The following is a 17,678-nucleotide window of genomic DNA, read 5'->3' as shown; positions in this document are numbered from 1 at the left end:
ATATTATTTATGTTTGGTTTTCAAATCCTTTTTTAGATCTTCGTGATCACCTACAACAGTATGATATTTGCTTTTGGTTACATATTTTTCCAAGAATGGAACGGCTAATAAAGGTAAAAATCCTCCAATCACAATACCAAATGCTGCGCTTTGTAAATCTGGATCAGCTAAAGCTGCTATAAAGTCAGCAATAATATGTGCAAAAACAATTCCAACAATTCCAGCTATTGCTCCATTTGAGATAATTTTAAGAAATCTATTAATACTCCAACCTGTATAAAAACCTATCAAAGGAATTAAAGTATGAATAAATCCAAAGGTTGCTCCCCTTAAAATACTGTGCTCTTCTATTAGCTCTTCCATAAAATGAAGGATTTCAGGTAATTCATGAGAATGTCCCTCTGCAGCTTGAACAGCGGTTAAACTAAATAAGTAGATGGCTGAAGATAAAAAACCTATTTTTTTCATTAATTACACTCCTTGCATGTTGTTAGCACTTCCATTTTAAATTTATTAAAATCATATTTTTTAATATTGTTTTTTTTAAAAAATTCTAAAAAGATATTTGATTTAAGTTCTTCTGTGTCACCACATTTCTCACATATTGCTATAGCTGTATTATGATTATCTTCATGAGTATGATTACATAAAATATAAGTTTTTGTTTGATTTGATTTATGTATTCTCTCTTCTTCAATCAAACTATCCAAAGCTCTATAAACAGTCATTGGTTGAGTTTTTTTAATTTTTTGTAGCTTATCTAATATTTCATAAGCAGTTAAATGCTTGGATGATTTTTTAATTATATTAAAGACTAATTCTTTATTAGACATATTGTTATGTTATAACATAACATAATATTGTCAACATAATTTAACACTTATGATTAAAAAAATTATTGTCTAGATTATATATTTTTGATTATAGTAGACTGATGAAAGACTTAAATTTATTTAAAAAAAATGGATTTATCGTTAAAGAAAACCTCATTTCTCAAACAAAGATAAACAAAATAAATAAAATTATCAATGAAGTAATTTCAAAAGAGAAAAAGAAAAAAAATGGTAATGGTGAAAATGGAACTCAATCCTATAATAATTACCATTTTGTTTACAATTCAGACTCATCAAATAATAAAGAAATATTAAGACTAAATAACCCTCAGAACAGGCATAAAATCTTCTATGAATTATCTAGAGATAAAAAAATTATATCCATAGCTAAAAAATTGTTAGGTGGAACAGTTAGATTTCATCTTGGTAAATTAAATTTTAAGCTTCCAAATAAAAAAAAAGGGAGTGAAATTGGATGGCACCAAGATTGGGCTTTTTACCCTCATACCAACGATGATTTAATCACAGTTGGAATATATTTAGATGATTGCTATGAGAAAAACGGGCCTCTTAAAATAATAAAAAATTCACACAAAAAGAAATTATACAGCCATCACAGCAAAGAAAATTATTTTGTTGGAAAAATAGATACAAAAAAAAATAAAATAGGAACTAAAGATAGTGTTTCTATAACAGGAACTGCTGGAACAGTTGTTTTTTTTCATTGTAGATCAGTTCATGGATCAGGACACAACCAAATGAATAACTCGAGACCCTTAATTTTATTTGGTTATAGAGCTTGTGATGCTTGGCCATTAATCAATGATGGAAACCCTCATCCTGAAGTCAATTTAGAAAATTATGATAAAAATATTATTGTAGGAAATAAATCAATAAAACCAAGATTAACTAAAGTTCCAACAATAATCCCACTACCTAAAAAGAAACATTATGTTTCTATCTACGAACTTCAAAAAAATTAAATTAAAGTTCTTTGTAATAAATCTTTAACATAACATTCATATAAATTTTGAATGTTATTTTTAAAAAAATATCTTAAATGGATCAGCACATTTTTGGTATTAACTGGTATTTTGCTTACTAATCTTAATATTTATCCACTAAATATATATTTTCATGGACTTGGTGTTGTTGGATGGACAATTTCAGGTTTCTTATTAAAGGATAAGGCTATTTTAACTAATTTTGGATTACAAATTCCACTTTTTGTAATCGGTATTTATAAAATTATTTTTTAATGAAAAATATTTTATTTGTATGCACTGGTAATTCTGCAAGAAGTATTATAGCTGAAAGCATTATAAATAATGAATACTCAGATAAATTTAAAGCTTTTAGCGCTGGAAGTAATCCATCTGGAAAAATCAATGAAGATGTTAAAAGTTTTTTAGAGAAAAACAAAAATTATAATCTAAGCAACTATAGTTCTAAAAACTTTGAAGAATTTATAAATAATGAAATAAAAATGGATCATGTATTTACCGTATGCAATAACGCAAATAATGAGGTGTGCCCTATATGGCCTCAAAAGGAACAAATAATACATTGGGATATTGAAGATCCTGTATCCAAACTTCAAAGTGCAAATAATGAAGAAAAGCAAATAATTATTAGAAACACATTCAATATTATAAGTAGTAAAATTAAAGATTGGGTAAATGAAAAATAAAAATAGATATTTTCTTTCAGAATTTATTGGAAGTTGCTTTCTAGTAATGATCATAGTTGGATCAGGCTTAATGGCAGAAAATCTGACTAACGATATAGCTGTAATGCTAATTGCTAACACTATAGCAACAGGTGCAGGCTTATTTGTATTAATCACAGTATTTGCTGATGTATCAGGCGCTCATTTCAATCCATTTGTTAGTATTGCAATGACAATTACGGGAAAATTAAAAAAAAAATTACTTCCCTTTTATATTTCTGCTCAAATCTTAGGGTGCATGTTGGGTGTAGCTTTAGCTAACTTCTTTTTTGAACATCAAATATTTGAGCTATCAACAAAATCAAGAGATGGTGTTTATATATTTGTATCAGAAATAGTAGCTACTTTAGGTCTTATAATGATAATTTTTGGTTCAATGAAATCGGGTAAAATTACTGTAGCTGCTTCAGTTGGTTTATATATTACAGCTGGTTACTGGTTTACTTCATCAACATCATTTGCAAATCCTGCAGTTGCAATAGCTAGAACTTTTACAGAATCATTTACTGGAATAAATTATTTAAATACACCATTTTATATAATGGCAGAATTAATTGGAATGATAATAGCAATTTTTATAGTTAAAAAATTATTCTTACAGAAAAATTGAAAAACTTTAAACTCAGTAATAATATTGAACTAATCAATAAACCTTTTAAAAAAAAAGAATTTTATCATTATTTTAAGACGTCTAATCTTTCGATAGTTATACCTAAAATAAATAACAAATATATTTTGGTTTCTCAGAAAAGAATTCCTATAAATAAAATTAATTATGAATTTCCATCTGGTATCATTGAAAAACATGAAACGGCTTTAATATCTGCTAAAAAAGAACTAATTGAAGAAACGGGATATAAATCAAGAAATAAATTGAAAAAAATTACTTCGTTTTATTCTGAACCAGGTCGGCTTACCACTAAAATTACTGGTTTTTTTTGTAATAATCTTATTAAAATTTCAAAGCCAGAAAATGGAATAAAAATACATATAGTTTCAGATCATCAAATAATTAAATTAATTAAGAATGGTAAATTTAACAACGCATCACATATCGGTATGTATTTGTTTTATAAAAAAAAATACGCTCGATAAATTATCGAGCGTATTTAAAGGGGTTTAATGTTAATTAACCAATTCTAGAGCCATCATTTTTTCTAATAGCAATAATTGAAGATCTTGGAGCGGTACCAGGTCCGTCTGGCCATGTAGAATTACCTTTTTCACCAGGATGTTGAATACCAACAAACATTGTTTTGTAATCTTTACTCCAGGTCAATCCTGTAACCTCTGCCTCATTAGGCCCTACAAGAAATCTTTTAATCTCACCTGTCTTTGGGTCACCATACAACATTTGATTATTACCCATTCCAGCAAAATCTCCCGAATTAGAATACTTTCCATCAGTTTGTATCCATAATCCTCCTTTAGAATCAAATTTAATACCATCAGGAGCATTAAACATATTTTCCTTAGTTATGTTTTTAGATCCAGCATTTGGTCCTTTGTGAACAGCTGGATTTCCAACTAAAACAAATATATCCCATTTAAAATTAGATGAGGCATGATCACCTCTATCTGCTGTCCATCTAATAATTTGACCATATTGATTATTTATTCTAGGGTTGGGTCCATTTACAGACGTATCATCACCACCAGCATTTGGTTTTTTTCCTCTGTTCTTATTATTTGTTAAAGCAACATATGCTTCTGCTTTTAATGGATTTGCTGCAACCCATTCAGGTCTATCCATTGTAGTTCCGCCTGCTGCAGAAGCTGCTATTCTAGTGTGAATAGCTATTTCGGCTTTAGACTTCATTCCAGTTGTTTCCGGTGTTAAAGGTAACCATTTACCTTTGCCATTGTCATCAAACTTGGCAACAAATAAATCTCCATCTTCTAAAACTTTGGAATTATCACCATTTTTACTATATTTTTTTGATGATATAAATTTATAAAGATATTCACCTCTTTCATCATCTCCAAGATAAACAATAACTTCATTATTTTTTCCAAGAACTACTTCTGCGTTTTCATGCTTGAATCTACCTAATGCAGTTCTTTTTTTTGGTGTTGATGAAGGATTAAGAGGATCAATCTCCACTACATATCCTGCTCTATTAGGTTCATTTGGCTCTAAATCCCAAGAGAATCTATTATCATATTTTCCCCATGCATAACCCCAATCTTTAGTAGATATACCATATCTTTTAAATTCAAGCGGAACTTCTGCATCTGGGTCTGTGTTAGAGAAATAACCATTAAAATTTTCCTCACAGGCTAAATAAGTGCCCCATGGAGTTTTACCATTTCCACAATTATTCCAAGTTCCTAATGATTTAGTACCAGTTGGATCAGAGATTGTTTTCAATAGTGAATGACCTCTTGCTGGACCAGTAATTTCCATAAGAGACTCTGCTGTAATTCTTCTGTTGTACATAGAGTCTTTAACTATTTCCCACTTTCCATTTTCGTTTGAGATTTCAAAAATACTTACTCCATGGCCAGCCTTACCTTTTCTTACATCATCCTCATTTTCTGGAAGTTTTGTTCGTCTATTACCATAAATTATAGATCTATTTACATATTCATTGTTTACAGCAATAATTGTCTTTCCTTCCTTTGTGGTAAAAGTATCCATACCATCATTGTTATCACCAAATGATAATTCCTGACTTTCACCATCACCTCTTGTAAAGTGATCAAACCATTTTCCTTTACTGTAAAGTGGATCACCCCATTTAGCTACTATTTCCCAATTAAAACCATTAGGTATTGTAATGTCATCGGTTGTATTTGCTTTTATTGGTTTAAAATCAATTAATCCTGAAAAAGCTGCCTCAGCATCTGATGTGCTAAGCATATTCAAACCAGAACCCAATACAAAAGCTGATGCGCCAAACATAGCACTGCCTTTTATAAAGCTTCTTCTACTCATCGCTTTTTTTAAAATAATATCAAATTCTACTTCAGATGGTGGTGGATTATTTATTTCATCATATTCATCAATTGATAAATTATGCAACTCAATATTTTTTTTATTCATAATTTTTTTCTCCTTTAAAAATATAATTGCAAAAAAAAATTACAAATTGATTAACAAAAAGTTTAATTTTTTTTAACCTTTTGTTACAATAAAAGTAGCGATCTCTTCTAAGTTGTATTTTAAAAATTTATTTCAGTTATTTGAGTATATTACTCTGGGCTCTAAAAATAATTCTCTTGATAAAGCTTTAAATTTTTTTGTGACTTGTTTAGAAATTATTTCCTGATGTTCTGAAGGTATTTTTAAAAAAACAGCGTTCCCTCTTCTGTATAATTTAAATTCCTCTAAAAAAATTGTCGAAATTGATGTTAGTGAATGAGCAAATCTTAAAGCTGAACCTACTTGCTTACTCGAGAAAATTTCATTGTTATTTAGATAGGTAAGATATTCTATTTTTGGGTTATACTTTATACTGCAGTATCTCCAGTAACATGACAAAGCTATTTGGATTCTTTCTTTGTGGGATAATCTTAATAAAGGAGTATTTAAGGTTTCTTGAAAAACCAATTCAGCTTTTTGAAATGCTCCCAAACCCCAATCCATATGACTTAAAACACAAGCCCAATTTAGCAATTTTTCGCTAAAGTGTTCATTTCCATCAAAAACTGGTTTTATAAATTCAAAATATTTTTTAAAGGTAAAACCTAAGTCTCCTCTTTTTTTTGCAATATGCTCTAATGATTTATCAAAAACCTCTTTACCATCTACATCTTTAAAATGATCCTTTGCAAGAGAACCTTCTCTAATACCACTAATCGAACATATTATATTTTTTGGATTAGTGATATTCATTAAATCACCTAAAATTATAGAACTATACGGTAAATATGGAGTTCTTGATTTGGATATATATTCAACAGTTTTAAGTTTAGATTTATTCATACTGGAGATTTTTTCTATAAATTTTGTCAAGGATTGATTATCTATAGAGTATTGATGAATAATGTGAACTGGATGGTTGTTTTGAAAAAGGTGTAATTTAAATAAAGCTCTCCAAGTTCCACCAACTAAATATAAATTTTCAAATTTTTTCTTAGACAACCATTTTTCATCTCTCAATAAATTTTTTATATACTTGGATAAGTTTCTTTTTTTTACTATAGGGTTATTTAATAGCCTCAAAACACCTAAGGGTAATGATGTTTTATTAGTTATCGTTCCATTTTCTATTCGAGCTAACTCTAAACTACCACCTCCTAAATCAGCGACCAAACCATCTACATTATCAAATCCAATTTTTACACCTTCAGCTGAACTCTCGGCCTCTTCTTCACCAGTTAAAATCTCAACTTTTTTTTTAAATAGTTTTTCAACTTCTTGTACAAAAGGTTTTGCATCCATAGCTTCTCTTAGAACAGCTGTTGCAATAATTTTTATGTTAGAGATTTTGGATATGTTTAAAATTTCTGAAAATCTTTTTAATACTTTTAAAGCATAAACAACTCCTGATTTATGAAGTTTTCTGGATTTATCTAAATTCTTTCCTAGTTCACAAACAGCTTTTTCATTAAAAAAAGGTACCCTTGATGAGCTAAAATCATCATAAATAAGCATTCTGATAGAATTTGATCCAATATCTATTATAGCGACTTTTGCTTGTTTTAGTTTTAAACTTTGTTTACTTTTTAAAACTTTTATTTGCATCTCAAACTGCTTTTAAATTTAGTTTTTTTGGTTTCATTTTTAACTTAGCCTTTCCCCTTCCTGACAGACTTGGATTATTCATAAAATAATCGTGTGCAGAAAAGGAATCGTTCTTACTATATTGAATTTTTTTGTAATCTCCATTTGCATTAAGAACCCAACTTTGTTTTTTGTCTAAATAATTTGCCAACATTATTTGGTCTAGAACTTGCTCGTGTACTGTTTTATTTTCAATTGGAACTAGAAGTTCTACTCTCCGATTAAGGTTTCTAGGCATCAAGTCAGCAGATGAAATAAACACCTTGGCTTCTCTACTTGGCATAGATTTGCCATTTGCAAAACAGTAAATCCTAGAATGTTCTAAAAATCTTCCAATAATGCTTTTTACTATAATGTTTTCAGATATATTTTTTAATCCTGGTCTCAAACAACAAACTCCTCTGACAAACAAATAAATTTTAACACCTGCATTTGATGCTTCGTATAGTTTATCAATTATATCTGGGTCCACTAATGAGTTCATTTTGGCCCAAATTTCTCCATTTTTACCTTTTTTGGAATTTAAAATTTCATTATCTATTAGTTCATTAAGTGTTTTTCTTAAGTTTATTGGTGAAATGGAAATTTTATTAAGATTTCTTGGTTTGGCATAGCCTGTAACATAATTATAAAACTTTTCTACATCGGATGCTAATTTCTTATCTGAACTAAATAATGATAAATCTGTATAAATTTTTGCATTTACAGGATGGTAATTGCCTGTACCTAAGTGAATATAGGTTTGAATTTTACCTTGTTCTCGTCTTAATATTAATGAAGATTTTGCATGTGTTTTGTATTTTGCAAAACCATAAACAATTTGGACACCAGCTTTTTCTAAGCTTCTAGCCAATTGTATATTTGCTTCTTCATCAAATCTAGCTTTTATTTCTATTAAGGCTGTTACAGCCTTACCATTTTCTGCTGCCAAAATAAGTGCTTTTACTATAGGCGAGTCCAGTGTTGTTCGATAAAGGGTTTGTTTTATTGCTATAACTTTTTTATCGTTGGCTGCTTGATTAAGTAACTCAATTACAGCATCAAAAGTTTCAAAAGGATGATGGACTATTAAATCTTTTTTCTTAATTGTTTCAAAAAAATTATAGTTATATTCTTTTAATCTCTCAACGGCTCTTGGATTAAAATGTTTAAATTTAAACTTTGGGTTTTTAATTTTACAAATTTGGTCAATTTCTTGAATACCAACTAATCCTTCTATTTCATAAATATAATCAGAATTAATGTTTAACTTATTTATTATAAATTTAACAAGTTCATTGTTACTATTTTTTATAATCTCAAGTCTTACAATATCCCCTGTTCTTCTTTGTTTTAATGCCAACTCAAATGATCTTACAAGATCTTCAGCTTCCTCTTGTATTTCAACATCACTATCTCTTATTACCCTAAAGAGCATCTTAAGTTCAATGTTATGATCAGGAAAGATTTCTGAAGCAAAAAAACTAATCAAATCATCAATAACAACATATTTTTTAAAATTTTTATTTCCTTTAACTTCTATAAATCTAGGTAATGCTTTTGGTATAACAATAATAGAATTAAGTATTCTTTTTTTATTTTTCTTCTTCAATTTCATTACTAAAGCACGTCCTTGATTAACTATAAATGGAAATGGATGTGCTGGATCAATTGCTGAAGGTGTTAATAATGGATAAATTTCCTCGTTAAAAATTTCTAATAATTTTTTTTTTTCAGAATTGCTTAAGCTTTGAGGTTTTACTAAATTAATATTATTTTTTTTTAGCTGTAAAACTAATTCTTTAAAAATTTTATTCTGTTTTTTTAAAAGATTATTTGTTTCACTTACAACTTTTGCCATTTGCTCTTCAGGTGTAAGTCCATCAGAACTTAAGGAATCAACATCTTGCTTTATTTGACTATGTAATCCAGCAACTCTGACCATGAAAAATTCATCAAGATTTGAACCTGCTATTGATAAAAATTTTACTCTTTCAAATAGAGGGTTTTCAATATTTTGTGCTTCCAATAGAACTCTATCGTTGAATTTTAACCAGGATAATTCTCTGTTTATATATCTTGATCTAAGTTCATCTTTGTATTGTTTTTTTTGAGTACTCATAATATTTAGGAAATATGTTTGAATTATATGTCATGCGACATTCAAAATCTAGTTGGAGCAACTTAAATTTGAAGGATTTTGATAGACCATTAAATAAACGTGGTAAGAAAAATGCTAAGTTGGTTTGTGAATTTTTTGTTACAAAAAAAATTAATTTTGATTATGTTTTAGTTTCTTCATCAAAGAGAACCAAAAAAACCTTACAAATATTATTAAAAAAGCTAAAAAAGCCTAAAAAAATTTTTTCATCAAAAAAACTTTATTTAACAGATGAGAAGAAAATAATTGAATATATCAAAAAAGTTCCGAAAACATACAATTCTATACTTTTAATTAACCACGAGCCGGTAATAACAAATTTAGTTAGAGAATTGATAAAAAATCATAATAGTAATTTGTTTAAACTACTTAATTATAAATTTTCAACATCAGCTTTTGCTAAAATTAATTTTAAAATTAAAGATTGGTCTGAAGTTGTAAACAAAGGTGTATTGAAAGAATTTGTAAGACCTAAGGATATTCAGGTTTCTAAAGAATAGCCAGCTGATCTTACTGTCCTTATTAATGGCTTTGTATCTTTAATATTTATTGCTTGTCTTAATCTTCTAATATGAACATCTACAGTTCTAGACTCCACATATATATTTTCACCCCAAACATTATTTAGAAGCTGTTCTCTTGAATAAACTCTTTTTGGATTTTTGATAAAAAAATCCAAAAGCTTAAATTCTGTAGGACCCAAGTTAATTTCTATATTTTTTCTGTAAACTCTTTTTGTTATTCTATCTATTTTTAAATCACTGAAAACAACAATATCTTCAGAAGACTGTGGTTTAGATCTTCTTAAAAGAGATTTTATTCTTGCATTTAATTCTTTTTGACTAAATGGTTTTGTAACATAATCATCAGCTCCTGTATCAAAAGCTTTTAATTTATCTTCTTCTTCACCTTTGGCTGTAACCATTATTATAGGTATGTCTTTAAATTTTTTATCTTTTTTTAAATTTTTACAAATATCTACCCCTGATAAATCAGGTAGCATCCAATCCATTAATATTAAATCAGGATGTTTGTCTTTTATTTGTTTAAGAGCATCCTCTCCATTTTCTGAATAACTTACTTTATGACCTTCTTTTTCTAAATTATATTTTAACAATGTTATTATTGGAGACTCATCTTCAGCAATAAACAAGTGTGCAGACATTATTTATTTTTCACCATTAACTATTGGCTGTGAACCCTTAGGTCTATCTCCTTCTAAATAAGATCCTTTAACAAGGAAGTAAATTTGTTCTGCAATATTAGTTACATGGTCTCCTATTCTTTCAATATTTTTTGTAACAAAAAGCAAATGAGATCCATACTCAATATTTTCATTTCCTGACTTAAGATATTTGATTACTTCTTCCATGCACAAATTAGTTAGATTGTCTACTTCTTCATCTTTTTCCCAAACATCCAATGCTATTTCTGGCGATCTATTTGTGTATGAGTCTAGTACTAATTTAAGTTGTTTTTGCACTATAGCTCCAACTCTCTCTATAGATTGGGTTAGATTATCAGGTAAATTATTATTTATTAGTTTGGTTCTTTTGGAAATATTTTTGGCTAAATCACCAATTCTTTCAAGGTCAGAAGATATTTTAAGAGCGGTTACAGTTTCCCTTAAATCTATAGCCATCGGTTGTCTTAATGCAATCAAATCAACAACTTCTTGCTCTATTTGACTTTCAAAATTATCAATGACAGCATCATTATTTATTACAGCATCTGCAATTGTGTTATCGTTATTACAAAGAGCTTTTATAGAATTTCCCAAAGCTGTTTCACAATTACCTCCCATAACAACCAAATTATTAGTTAATTGTTGTAATTGTTCCTCATAAGATTTTACTGTATGTGGTTTCTCAGTCATTATCCAAATCTCCCTGTAATATAATCTTGAGTTTGTTGTTGATTCGGGTTTTTAAATATCTTATCAGTAGACCCAACTTCTATCAATTTACCTAAATGAAAAAATCCAGTTTGCTGTGATACACGTGCTGCTTGAGACATTGAATGAGTTACTATAACAATAGTATGTTCCTTCTTTAGTTCATCAATTAATTCCTCAATTTGTGCTGTTGCTATAGGATCTAAAGCTGAACAAGGTTCATCCATTAAAATCACCTCAGGTTTAACAGAAATGGCTCTTGCTATACAAAGTCTTTGTTGCTGTCCTCCTGAAAGACCTGTTCCTGGTTCATTTAATCTATCTTTAACCTCATTCCAAAGAGCTGCTTTTTTTAAACTATCTTCAACAATTTGATCAAGCTCATCTTTAGATTGAGCCATACCGTGGATTTCAGGTCCATAAGAAATATTTTCATACAAAGTTTTAGGAAATGGATTTGGTTTTTGAAATACCATTCCAATTTTTTCTCTTAATCTTACAACGTCTGTACTCTTTTGATTGATATCATAGTCATTAATTTTAATTTCTCCTTCAACTTTACAAATTTCAATTACATCGTTCATTCTGTTTAAACATCTTAGAAAAGTAGATTTTCCACATCCAGACGGGCCAATTAATGCCGTTACTTGTCTTTCTGGTATATCCATGTTGATATCAAAAAGAGCTTGTTTATCTCCATAAAAAACATTTACTTTTTTTGCTTCTATTTTATTCATTTTTTAGTTCCATTTCTTTTCAAATTTATGTCTTATCATTTGTGCTGCTAGATTCATTAATACTAAAAATATCAACAAAACCATTATACAAGCTGATACCTTTTCAACAAAACCTCTTTCAGCACTTTCAGCCCAAATATATATTTGAACTGGTAAAGAGGCAGCTGGATCCATAGGCGAGCCAGGTATGGTATTAACAAAGGCAACCATTCCAATTAAAATCAAAGGTGCAGTTTCACCTAAGGCTTGCGCAAGACCAATTATTGTTCCAGATAAAGTTCCTGGTAAAGATAGAGGAACTGTATGATGAAGTGTTGTTTGCATCTTACTAGCTCCCATGGCGAGAGCGGCTTCTCTGATGCTTGGCGGAACTGCTTTCAATGATGCTCTAGCTGCTATAATGATCGTTGGTAAGGTCATCAATGATAAAGTTATTCCTCCAACTAAAGGAGTGGATCTCGGTAAGCCAAATACTGCAAGTAAAACACCAAGACCAAGCAACCCAAAAACTATTGATGGGACTGCCGCTAAATTATTAATATTTACCTCTATAAAATCTGTAAGTCTATTTTTGGGTGCAAATTCTTCTAGATAAATTGCGGCTAAAAGAGCCACAGGAAATGATACAGCTAAACAAACCAATATACTAAACAATGATCCCATAAATGAACTTGCAATACCAGCTAACTCTGCTTCCCTAGAGTCGCCATTAGTAAAAAAACTAAAATTAAAATTGCTTACAACTTTTCCTTCGGAATTTAGCTTATCGAAAATTTTTAATTGGTAATCATTAACTCTTCTTCGCTCTTCAGGTAAATCTCTTGGATAGTTTCCTTTAAACACTTGATCTAAATCATCAGATGCCGTCAATTTCACTTCAACAATTTTTCCAAAATCATCTGGATTTGAAAGAATATGATCTTTAATTTCCTCTTCAAATATAAAGGCAAACATTCTTTTGATATCTGTGATTTGATCTTCATTGGCATTTTGATCTAATGAAGCAAAACTTTCTATACCAACATCAAAATATTCAGAGTCTTGCAAATCCTCGATAGAGGGTTTCTGATCAGCATCCAAATACATAAATTCTGGATCGTAATTAATTGGCACTATTATCCAAGTTTTTTGAAACGCTGTATATCCTGTAGAAAAAATTTTAAATAAAAATACAGCTAAAAACAACAAAGCTAAAAAGATGGCTGTTTTACCATACATTTGAAATCGTTTCTCAGCCTTATATCGTTTATTTAAAAATTCTTCTCTATTAATCATATTTCTCTCTATATTTTTTAACTATTGATAGAGCTATTACATTTAAAATTAACGTAACAACAAATAATGTTAATCCTAAAGCAAAAGCAGCTTGGGTTTTAGGGTCTTCAAATTGTTGATCTCCGATTAATATTACTACTATTTGAGCTGTAATTGTTGAAGTAGACTCCAGCGGGTTAAAAGTTAAGTTAGCAGCTAATCCAGAAGCCATAACCACAATCATAGTTTCACCGATAGCTCTAGAAACAGCTAAAAGAATTGCACCAACTATACCTGGTAAAGCAGCAGGAAAAATTACTCTTTTAATTGTCTCAGATTTTGTTGCACCCATTGCATAACTTCCATCTCTTAAATTCTGAGGAACACTATTTATGACATCATCACTCAAACTTGAAACGAATGGAATAATCATCACTCCCATTACAGCGCCAGCTGCAAGTGCACTTTCTGCAGAGACATCTAAACCAACAGCTGTTCCGATATCTTTTAAGAAAGGACCGACAGTTAAAGCTGCAAAAAAACCATAAACAACTGTTGGAATTCCAGCTAGTATTTCAACAATTGGTTTTGCAAATTGTCTAAATTTTTTTGATGCATACTCTGCTAGATAAATTCCACTTAATAAACCTACTGGTATAGCAACACACATCGCGATAAATGCGATAAAAAAAGTACCCGCAAAAACTGGTACTGCACCAAACGTATCACTATACATTGATGGGTCTAAAGCTTCACTAGCATCTCTAACAAAAGCTTTTGCTGGGTACCAATGCATGCCAAATAAATAATCAAAAAAAGGAATTATTTTAAAAAATTCTATTGTTTGAAACAAAAGAGAAAAAACAATCCCAACTGTAGTTAAAATTGCTGCTAAAGAAGCAAAGAAAAACAACCACTGTAAAAAAATTTCTACAGGTTCCCTTGTTCTGGTATTTTTAGATAACCTGTTATAAGCGTAAGCTATTGAGGCAATAAGTAAACATAATACAATTACAGCTTTTGAAGCTGAAGCTGTGCTTCGTAAAGATGCATACTTGTCTGCTGCTGCCTGTAATGCTGTAGTTATTTCACCACTAAACTGTCCTCTTGAAAGTGACTTAGCTTTTTCAAATATGAGATTTAATTCTCCTTCTAACAATCCTTGATCACTAAAAGATTGTAAAACAATATATTTTACTACGGATGGTTCAAATATAGACCACAATGCAAAAATAATAAATGCAGGTGCTGCACACCATATTGATAAATAATATCCATAAAATTTTGGTAAAGCTGTAAGTCTAGTATTAGAAGATCTTATGGCAAATGCCTTTTTACGTCCAAAAAAATAACTCGATAGCGCTAATAGAACAATTGTTAAAAATATTACCGAGTTCATTTATATATATTTAATCTTGTATTAAAAAAAAGGCCCTTACAAAAGGGCCTTTTTAAATTTATTAACAAATCAAAATTACTCGCTCATTGCTACAAGATCCATAGCGTTATCTCTTGTAGTTCTGTACATTGCTTTATCTAATGGTACTAAACCAATGTCAGCTAAATAACCTCTTTTCCCAATAGTTCCTGTTTTTGTAAATTCTTTTACAAATTCATGTAAACCTGGAATTACACCTACGTGAGCTTTTTTCACATAGAAAAATAAAGGTCTTGCAACAGCATAGCTATAATCTTGAATAGACTCTAATGAAGGTTGTCCACCATCAATACTTGCTGCTTGTAATTTATCTTTAGCTGCTAAGTAATAACTGAAACCAAAGAAACCAAACATATCTTTATCTTCAACAAGTTTTTGGATGATCAAACTATCGTTTTCTCCAACTTCAATAGCTAAACCATCTTCTCTGTAAAGTTTTTCAGGCTTTGCCCATTTTTTATTTGAGCTTGCACCAGCTTTATAAAGAGCTTTAGCCTCTTTAGTCATACCTTTTTTCATTACTAAAGAATTCCATGCATCTCTAGTTCCAGAAGTTCCTGGAGGTATCATTACTTTAATTGGCTTATTTGGTAAGCTTGAATCGATCTCATTCCAGTTTTTGTAAATGTTATCAACTAATTTACCGTCAACTACTGTGTGTTTAGCAAGTGCTAAATATAATTGCTCTTTTGTGAAATTAACTGGCTCCGCATCTAAGCTGTAAGCTAATGTTATACCGTCGTTACCAATAATAATTTCTACAATATCAGTAATACCATTTTTTGCACAAAGAGCTTTTTCTTTATCTTTCATAGCTCTTGAAGCATTAGTGATATCTGGGTGAGCTTCACCTACACCTGCACAAAATAATTTAGCTCCACCACCTGTTCCAGTTGACTCGATGATAGGAGTTTTAAATCCTTTTTTACCGAATCTTTCAGCAACTACTGTTGCATATGGGAATACAGTTGAAGAACCAACGATTGTAATTTGATCTCTCGCTTGTGACGTTACAGTACTTAAAGTAAGCACTAAAAACGAAGCAAGGATAATAGTTAGTTTTTTCATTGATATTTCCTTTCGTAATTAAATTTAATCAACGACTCGCTTATTAGATTTGAATGTGGATGTTAATATTACAGATTTGTTACAGTTTTGTGAAAAACCTAACTTTTTAATTGAAATTTTTAGTTACAACAATTGTATCAAAATCATCAGCAAGACTTCCTTTGCAATTGATTGGGCTTACACCCTCTTTAAAAGCAAGCTCATTTGAAGGTCTTAAAGTAACTTCTAGTTGTATCATTGATACTAGTTCTTTTATCATTTTATGCTCATATTTCCATGAAGGCCAGCTTGTAGGAGTTGAAAATGTTGAAACGACATAAGATGAGGCCCTTGAGAAATTATAATTACTTTCATTTTGGTTTCTTAGTAAGTGATCTCTCACAGAAAAGAAAATATTCTTGCATCTATACATATCTGAAAAATAGTTTGTTTTTGTCAATGTCTCACTCATTGGTACAGATACTATTAAATCAATTGTATTTCTCCATAATGATGAGACTACATCAGTATAAACATCGTTAATTTCAATTTGTTTATCAGGAAAATGTTTTTGAACTTCAGGTATTGCTGATTTAATATCCTCTTGCAATCTAAATATACCAATATCATAAACTGTTAGTTGTTGATTTCTAAGCAATGTTGTAATTGATTGAGCATTCAAGGAAGAAGTTAACAGTATTAGAGAAAGAGAAAAAAATATTATTTTTCTAAACATAAGCATAACAATTAAGATTCTTACAAAAAAAGAAAGTTAATACAAATTAAATTAATGATCTAAAAGTATTGATAAATGTAATAAATTACAATTCACTAGGTATATGAATATTAAATTCTGTGCCTTTACCCAATTGACTTTTAATTTCAAATTCACCTCTGTGCTGAGTTACAATATGTTTCATTATTGCTAAACCCAGACCTGTGCCACCAACTTTTTTGCTTTTTTCAATGTCCACTCTATAAAATCTTTCAGTAATTCTAACAATCTGATTTTGAGGTATACCGATACCTTCATCTATAATTGAAATTTTAACACCTGGTTTAACTAGTTTGCCAACACTTTTTGATGTTAATACTTTAATAGATTTATTTTTTTCGGAATATTTAATTGAATTATCAATTAAATTTGAAAAAACAGTTAGCATTCTATCTTCATTGCCAATAATTTTATCAAAATGTTTGTCTATATTGATATTCAAATCAATATTATTTTTTTCGATATTTGTAATGTGTATGTTTTTTAATTTATTAAATATTTTTTCTAAACTTATTAAATTATTCGGTCTAATATGTTCTTCTAATTCAATTCTACTTAAAATTAATAAATCGTTAATTAAATTTTCCATTCTTGAGGTTTGTGAGTCCATTATATCTAAAAATTTTTGCTTAGCTGGTTCGTCGTTTTTTGCAGGTCCTTGTATAGTTTCTACCGCACCTTTAATTGACATAAGCGGTGTTCTTAATTCATGACTTACATTAGCAACAAAATCAGTTCTAAATTTTTGAGCTTTTGAAATTTCAGTCAAGTCTTTAAGAAATAAAACCACAGACTCTTGATCTGGAAATAGTTTTGTTGGACCTGGAATAGCATAAACCCTGTAATGCTGATACGAAGGTAAATCAATTTCAAGATCTATATGATCAGTTTTATTATTTAATTTTACATTTTTTATAAGATTATCTAACTCAGGATTTCTTATAATAGTTCCTAAATGTTTATTTTCTAAATTATTACCAAACCTTATTTTGGCACTCGGATTGGCGTAATCAATTATGTTTAATTTATTAAGAGCAATAAATTGATCCTCTAATTCATCTAAAATAAATTTTTTATCCTTATTGGGATCATATGCAGATAA

The 17,678-nt window shown here is 29.5% G+C and carries 19 protein-coding genes; 6 read left to right on the top strand and 13 right to left on the bottom strand.

The genetic code is table 11. The features are described 5' to 3' along the window. Window positions 1-3: 3 nt before the first annotated feature. Both ACTTAY_RS03505 and ACTTAY_RS03500 read right to left on the bottom strand, forming a co-directional pair. The gene (locus ACTTAY_RS03505) at window positions 4-468 is read right to left on the bottom strand and encodes a hypothetical protein (RefSeq protein ID WP_440672388.1); all 465 of its coding nucleotides are present in this window, start codon (window positions 466-468) and stop codon (window positions 4-6) included. Beyond that, the gene (locus ACTTAY_RS03500) at window positions 468-833 is read right to left on the bottom strand and encodes a Fur family transcriptional regulator (protein WP_428080143.1); all 366 of its coding nucleotides are present in this window, start codon (window positions 831-833) and stop codon (window positions 468-470) included. The genes ACTTAY_RS03505 and ACTTAY_RS03500 overlap by 1 nt, the downstream gene beginning before the upstream one ends. 101 nt (window positions 834-934) lie before the next feature. Here ACTTAY_RS03500 and ACTTAY_RS03495 point away from each other — a divergent pair, with 101 nt between their 5' ends. The 5 genes from ACTTAY_RS03495 to ACTTAY_RS03475 are packed head-to-tail and all read left to right on the top strand — an operon-like array spanning window position 935 to window position 3,657. Next, window positions 935-1,816 carry a phytanoyl-CoA dioxygenase family protein gene (locus tag ACTTAY_RS03495; protein ID WP_440672387.1) on the top strand — a complete coding sequence of 294 codons (882 nt, stop codon included), beginning with the start codon at window positions 935-937 and terminating at the stop codon, window positions 1,814-1,816. A gap of 51 nt (window positions 1,817-1,867) precedes the next feature. Further along, the gene (locus tag ACTTAY_RS03490) at window positions 1,868-2,092 is read left to right on the top strand and encodes a DUF6552 family protein (protein WP_075506507.1); all 225 of its coding nucleotides are present in this window, start codon (window positions 1,868-1,870) and stop codon (window positions 2,090-2,092) included. Further along, a complete protein-coding gene (locus ACTTAY_RS03485) occupies window positions 2,092-2,523 on the top strand; it encodes an arsenate reductase ArsC (protein WP_440672386.1) in 432 nt (143 codons plus the stop codon). Before ACTTAY_RS03490 ends, ACTTAY_RS03485 begins: the two co-directional genes overlap by 1 nt. Continuing rightward, window positions 2,513-3,172, top strand: coding sequence for an MIP/aquaporin family protein (locus ACTTAY_RS03480; protein ID WP_440672385.1), 660 nt, complete (start codon window positions 2,513-2,515; stop codon window positions 3,170-3,172). The genes ACTTAY_RS03485 and ACTTAY_RS03480 overlap by 11 nt, the downstream gene beginning before the upstream one ends. After that, complete coding sequence (locus ACTTAY_RS03475; RefSeq protein ID WP_440672384.1) at window positions 3,169-3,657, top strand: NUDIX hydrolase; 489 nt, start codon at window positions 3,169-3,171, stop codon at window positions 3,655-3,657. Before ACTTAY_RS03480 ends, ACTTAY_RS03475 begins: the two co-directional genes overlap by 4 nt. A gap of 34 nt (window positions 3,658-3,691) precedes the next feature. Here the strand turns inward: ACTTAY_RS03475 and ACTTAY_RS03470 are convergent, their stop codons facing one another. The 3 genes from ACTTAY_RS03470 to ACTTAY_RS03460 form a co-directional block, all read right to left on the bottom strand. After that, on the bottom strand, window positions 3,692-5,608 hold the full coding sequence (locus tag ACTTAY_RS03470) for a PhoX family protein (RefSeq protein ID WP_440672383.1): 1,917 nt from the start codon (window positions 5,606-5,608) through the stop codon (window positions 3,692-3,694). A 132-nt stretch (window positions 5,609-5,740) separates the two neighbouring features. Further along, window positions 5,741-7,252, bottom strand: a complete 1,512-nt coding sequence (locus ACTTAY_RS03465) for a Ppx/GppA phosphatase family protein (protein ID WP_440672382.1) — start codon at window positions 7,250-7,252, stop codon at window positions 5,741-5,743. Between the two features lies 1 nt (window position 7,253). Then, window positions 7,254-9,392 carry an RNA degradosome polyphosphate kinase gene (locus tag ACTTAY_RS03460; RefSeq protein WP_440672381.1) on the bottom strand — a complete coding sequence of 713 codons (2,139 nt, stop codon included), beginning with the start codon at window positions 9,390-9,392 and terminating at the stop codon, window positions 7,254-7,256. Window positions 9,393-9,406: 14 nt separating this feature from the next. On the opposite strand from ACTTAY_RS03460, the gene ACTTAY_RS03455 reads away from it, so the two are divergent. Next, the gene (locus ACTTAY_RS03455) at window positions 9,407-9,931 is read left to right on the top strand and encodes a SixA phosphatase family protein (RefSeq protein WP_440672380.1); all 525 of its coding nucleotides are present in this window, start codon (window positions 9,407-9,409) and stop codon (window positions 9,929-9,931) included. On the opposite strand, the gene phoB is transcribed toward ACTTAY_RS03455, so the two are convergent. The 8 genes from phoB to ACTTAY_RS03415 form a co-directional block, all read right to left on the bottom strand. After that, window positions 9,913-10,596 carry a phosphate regulon transcriptional regulator PhoB gene (gene phoB / locus ACTTAY_RS03450; RefSeq protein WP_440672379.1) on the bottom strand — a complete coding sequence of 228 codons (684 nt, stop codon included), beginning with the start codon at window positions 10,594-10,596 and terminating at the stop codon, window positions 9,913-9,915. The two genes, ACTTAY_RS03455 and phoB, sit on opposite strands and share 19 nt — an antisense overlap. A gap of 3 nt (window positions 10,597-10,599) precedes the next feature. Continuing rightward, window positions 10,600-11,307, bottom strand: a complete 708-nt coding sequence (gene phoU / locus ACTTAY_RS03445) for a phosphate signaling complex protein PhoU (RefSeq protein ID WP_440672378.1) — start codon at window positions 11,305-11,307, stop codon at window positions 10,600-10,602. Beyond that, entirely contained in the window at window positions 11,307-12,062 is a 756-nt protein-coding gene (gene pstB / locus ACTTAY_RS03440; RefSeq protein ID WP_440656633.1) for a phosphate ABC transporter ATP-binding protein PstB, read from the bottom strand. Before pstB ends, phoU begins: the two co-directional genes overlap by 1 nt. Window positions 12,063-12,065: 3 nt before the next feature. After that, on the bottom strand, window positions 12,066-13,337 hold the full coding sequence (pstA, locus tag ACTTAY_RS03435) for a phosphate ABC transporter permease PstA (protein WP_440672377.1): 1,272 nt from the start codon (window positions 13,335-13,337) through the stop codon (window positions 12,066-12,068). Then, window positions 13,330-14,715 carry a phosphate ABC transporter permease subunit PstC gene (gene pstC / locus ACTTAY_RS03430; RefSeq protein ID WP_440672376.1) on the bottom strand — a complete coding sequence of 462 codons (1,386 nt, stop codon included), beginning with the start codon at window positions 14,713-14,715 and terminating at the stop codon, window positions 13,330-13,332. The genes pstA and pstC overlap by 8 nt, the downstream gene beginning before the upstream one ends. Before the next feature lie 75 nt (window positions 14,716-14,790). Continuing rightward, window positions 14,791-15,822: a substrate-binding domain-containing protein gene (locus ACTTAY_RS03425; protein ID WP_440672375.1), complete on the bottom strand. Its 1,032-nt coding sequence runs from the start codon at window positions 15,820-15,822 to the stop codon at window positions 14,791-14,793. A 106-nt stretch (window positions 15,823-15,928) separates the two neighbouring features. After that, on the bottom strand, window positions 15,929-16,537 hold the full coding sequence (locus ACTTAY_RS03420; RefSeq protein ID WP_440672374.1) for a hypothetical protein: 609 nt from the start codon (window positions 16,535-16,537) through the stop codon (window positions 15,929-15,931). 85 nt (window positions 16,538-16,622) lie between these two features. After that, window positions 16,623-17,678 (bottom strand): sensor histidine kinase (locus ACTTAY_RS03415; protein ID WP_440672373.1); only part of this gene is annotated, 1,056 nt, incomplete at its 5' end.

The sequence above is a fragment of the Candidatus Pelagibacter sp. HIMB1715 genome, from assembly GCF_052047595.1.
Taxonomy (GTDB): Bacteria; Pseudomonadota; Alphaproteobacteria; order Pelagibacterales; family Pelagibacteraceae; genus Pelagibacter.
The sequence above is the reverse complement of the archived record's forward strand: the minus strand, read 5'-3'. Positions and strand labels throughout refer to the sequence as shown.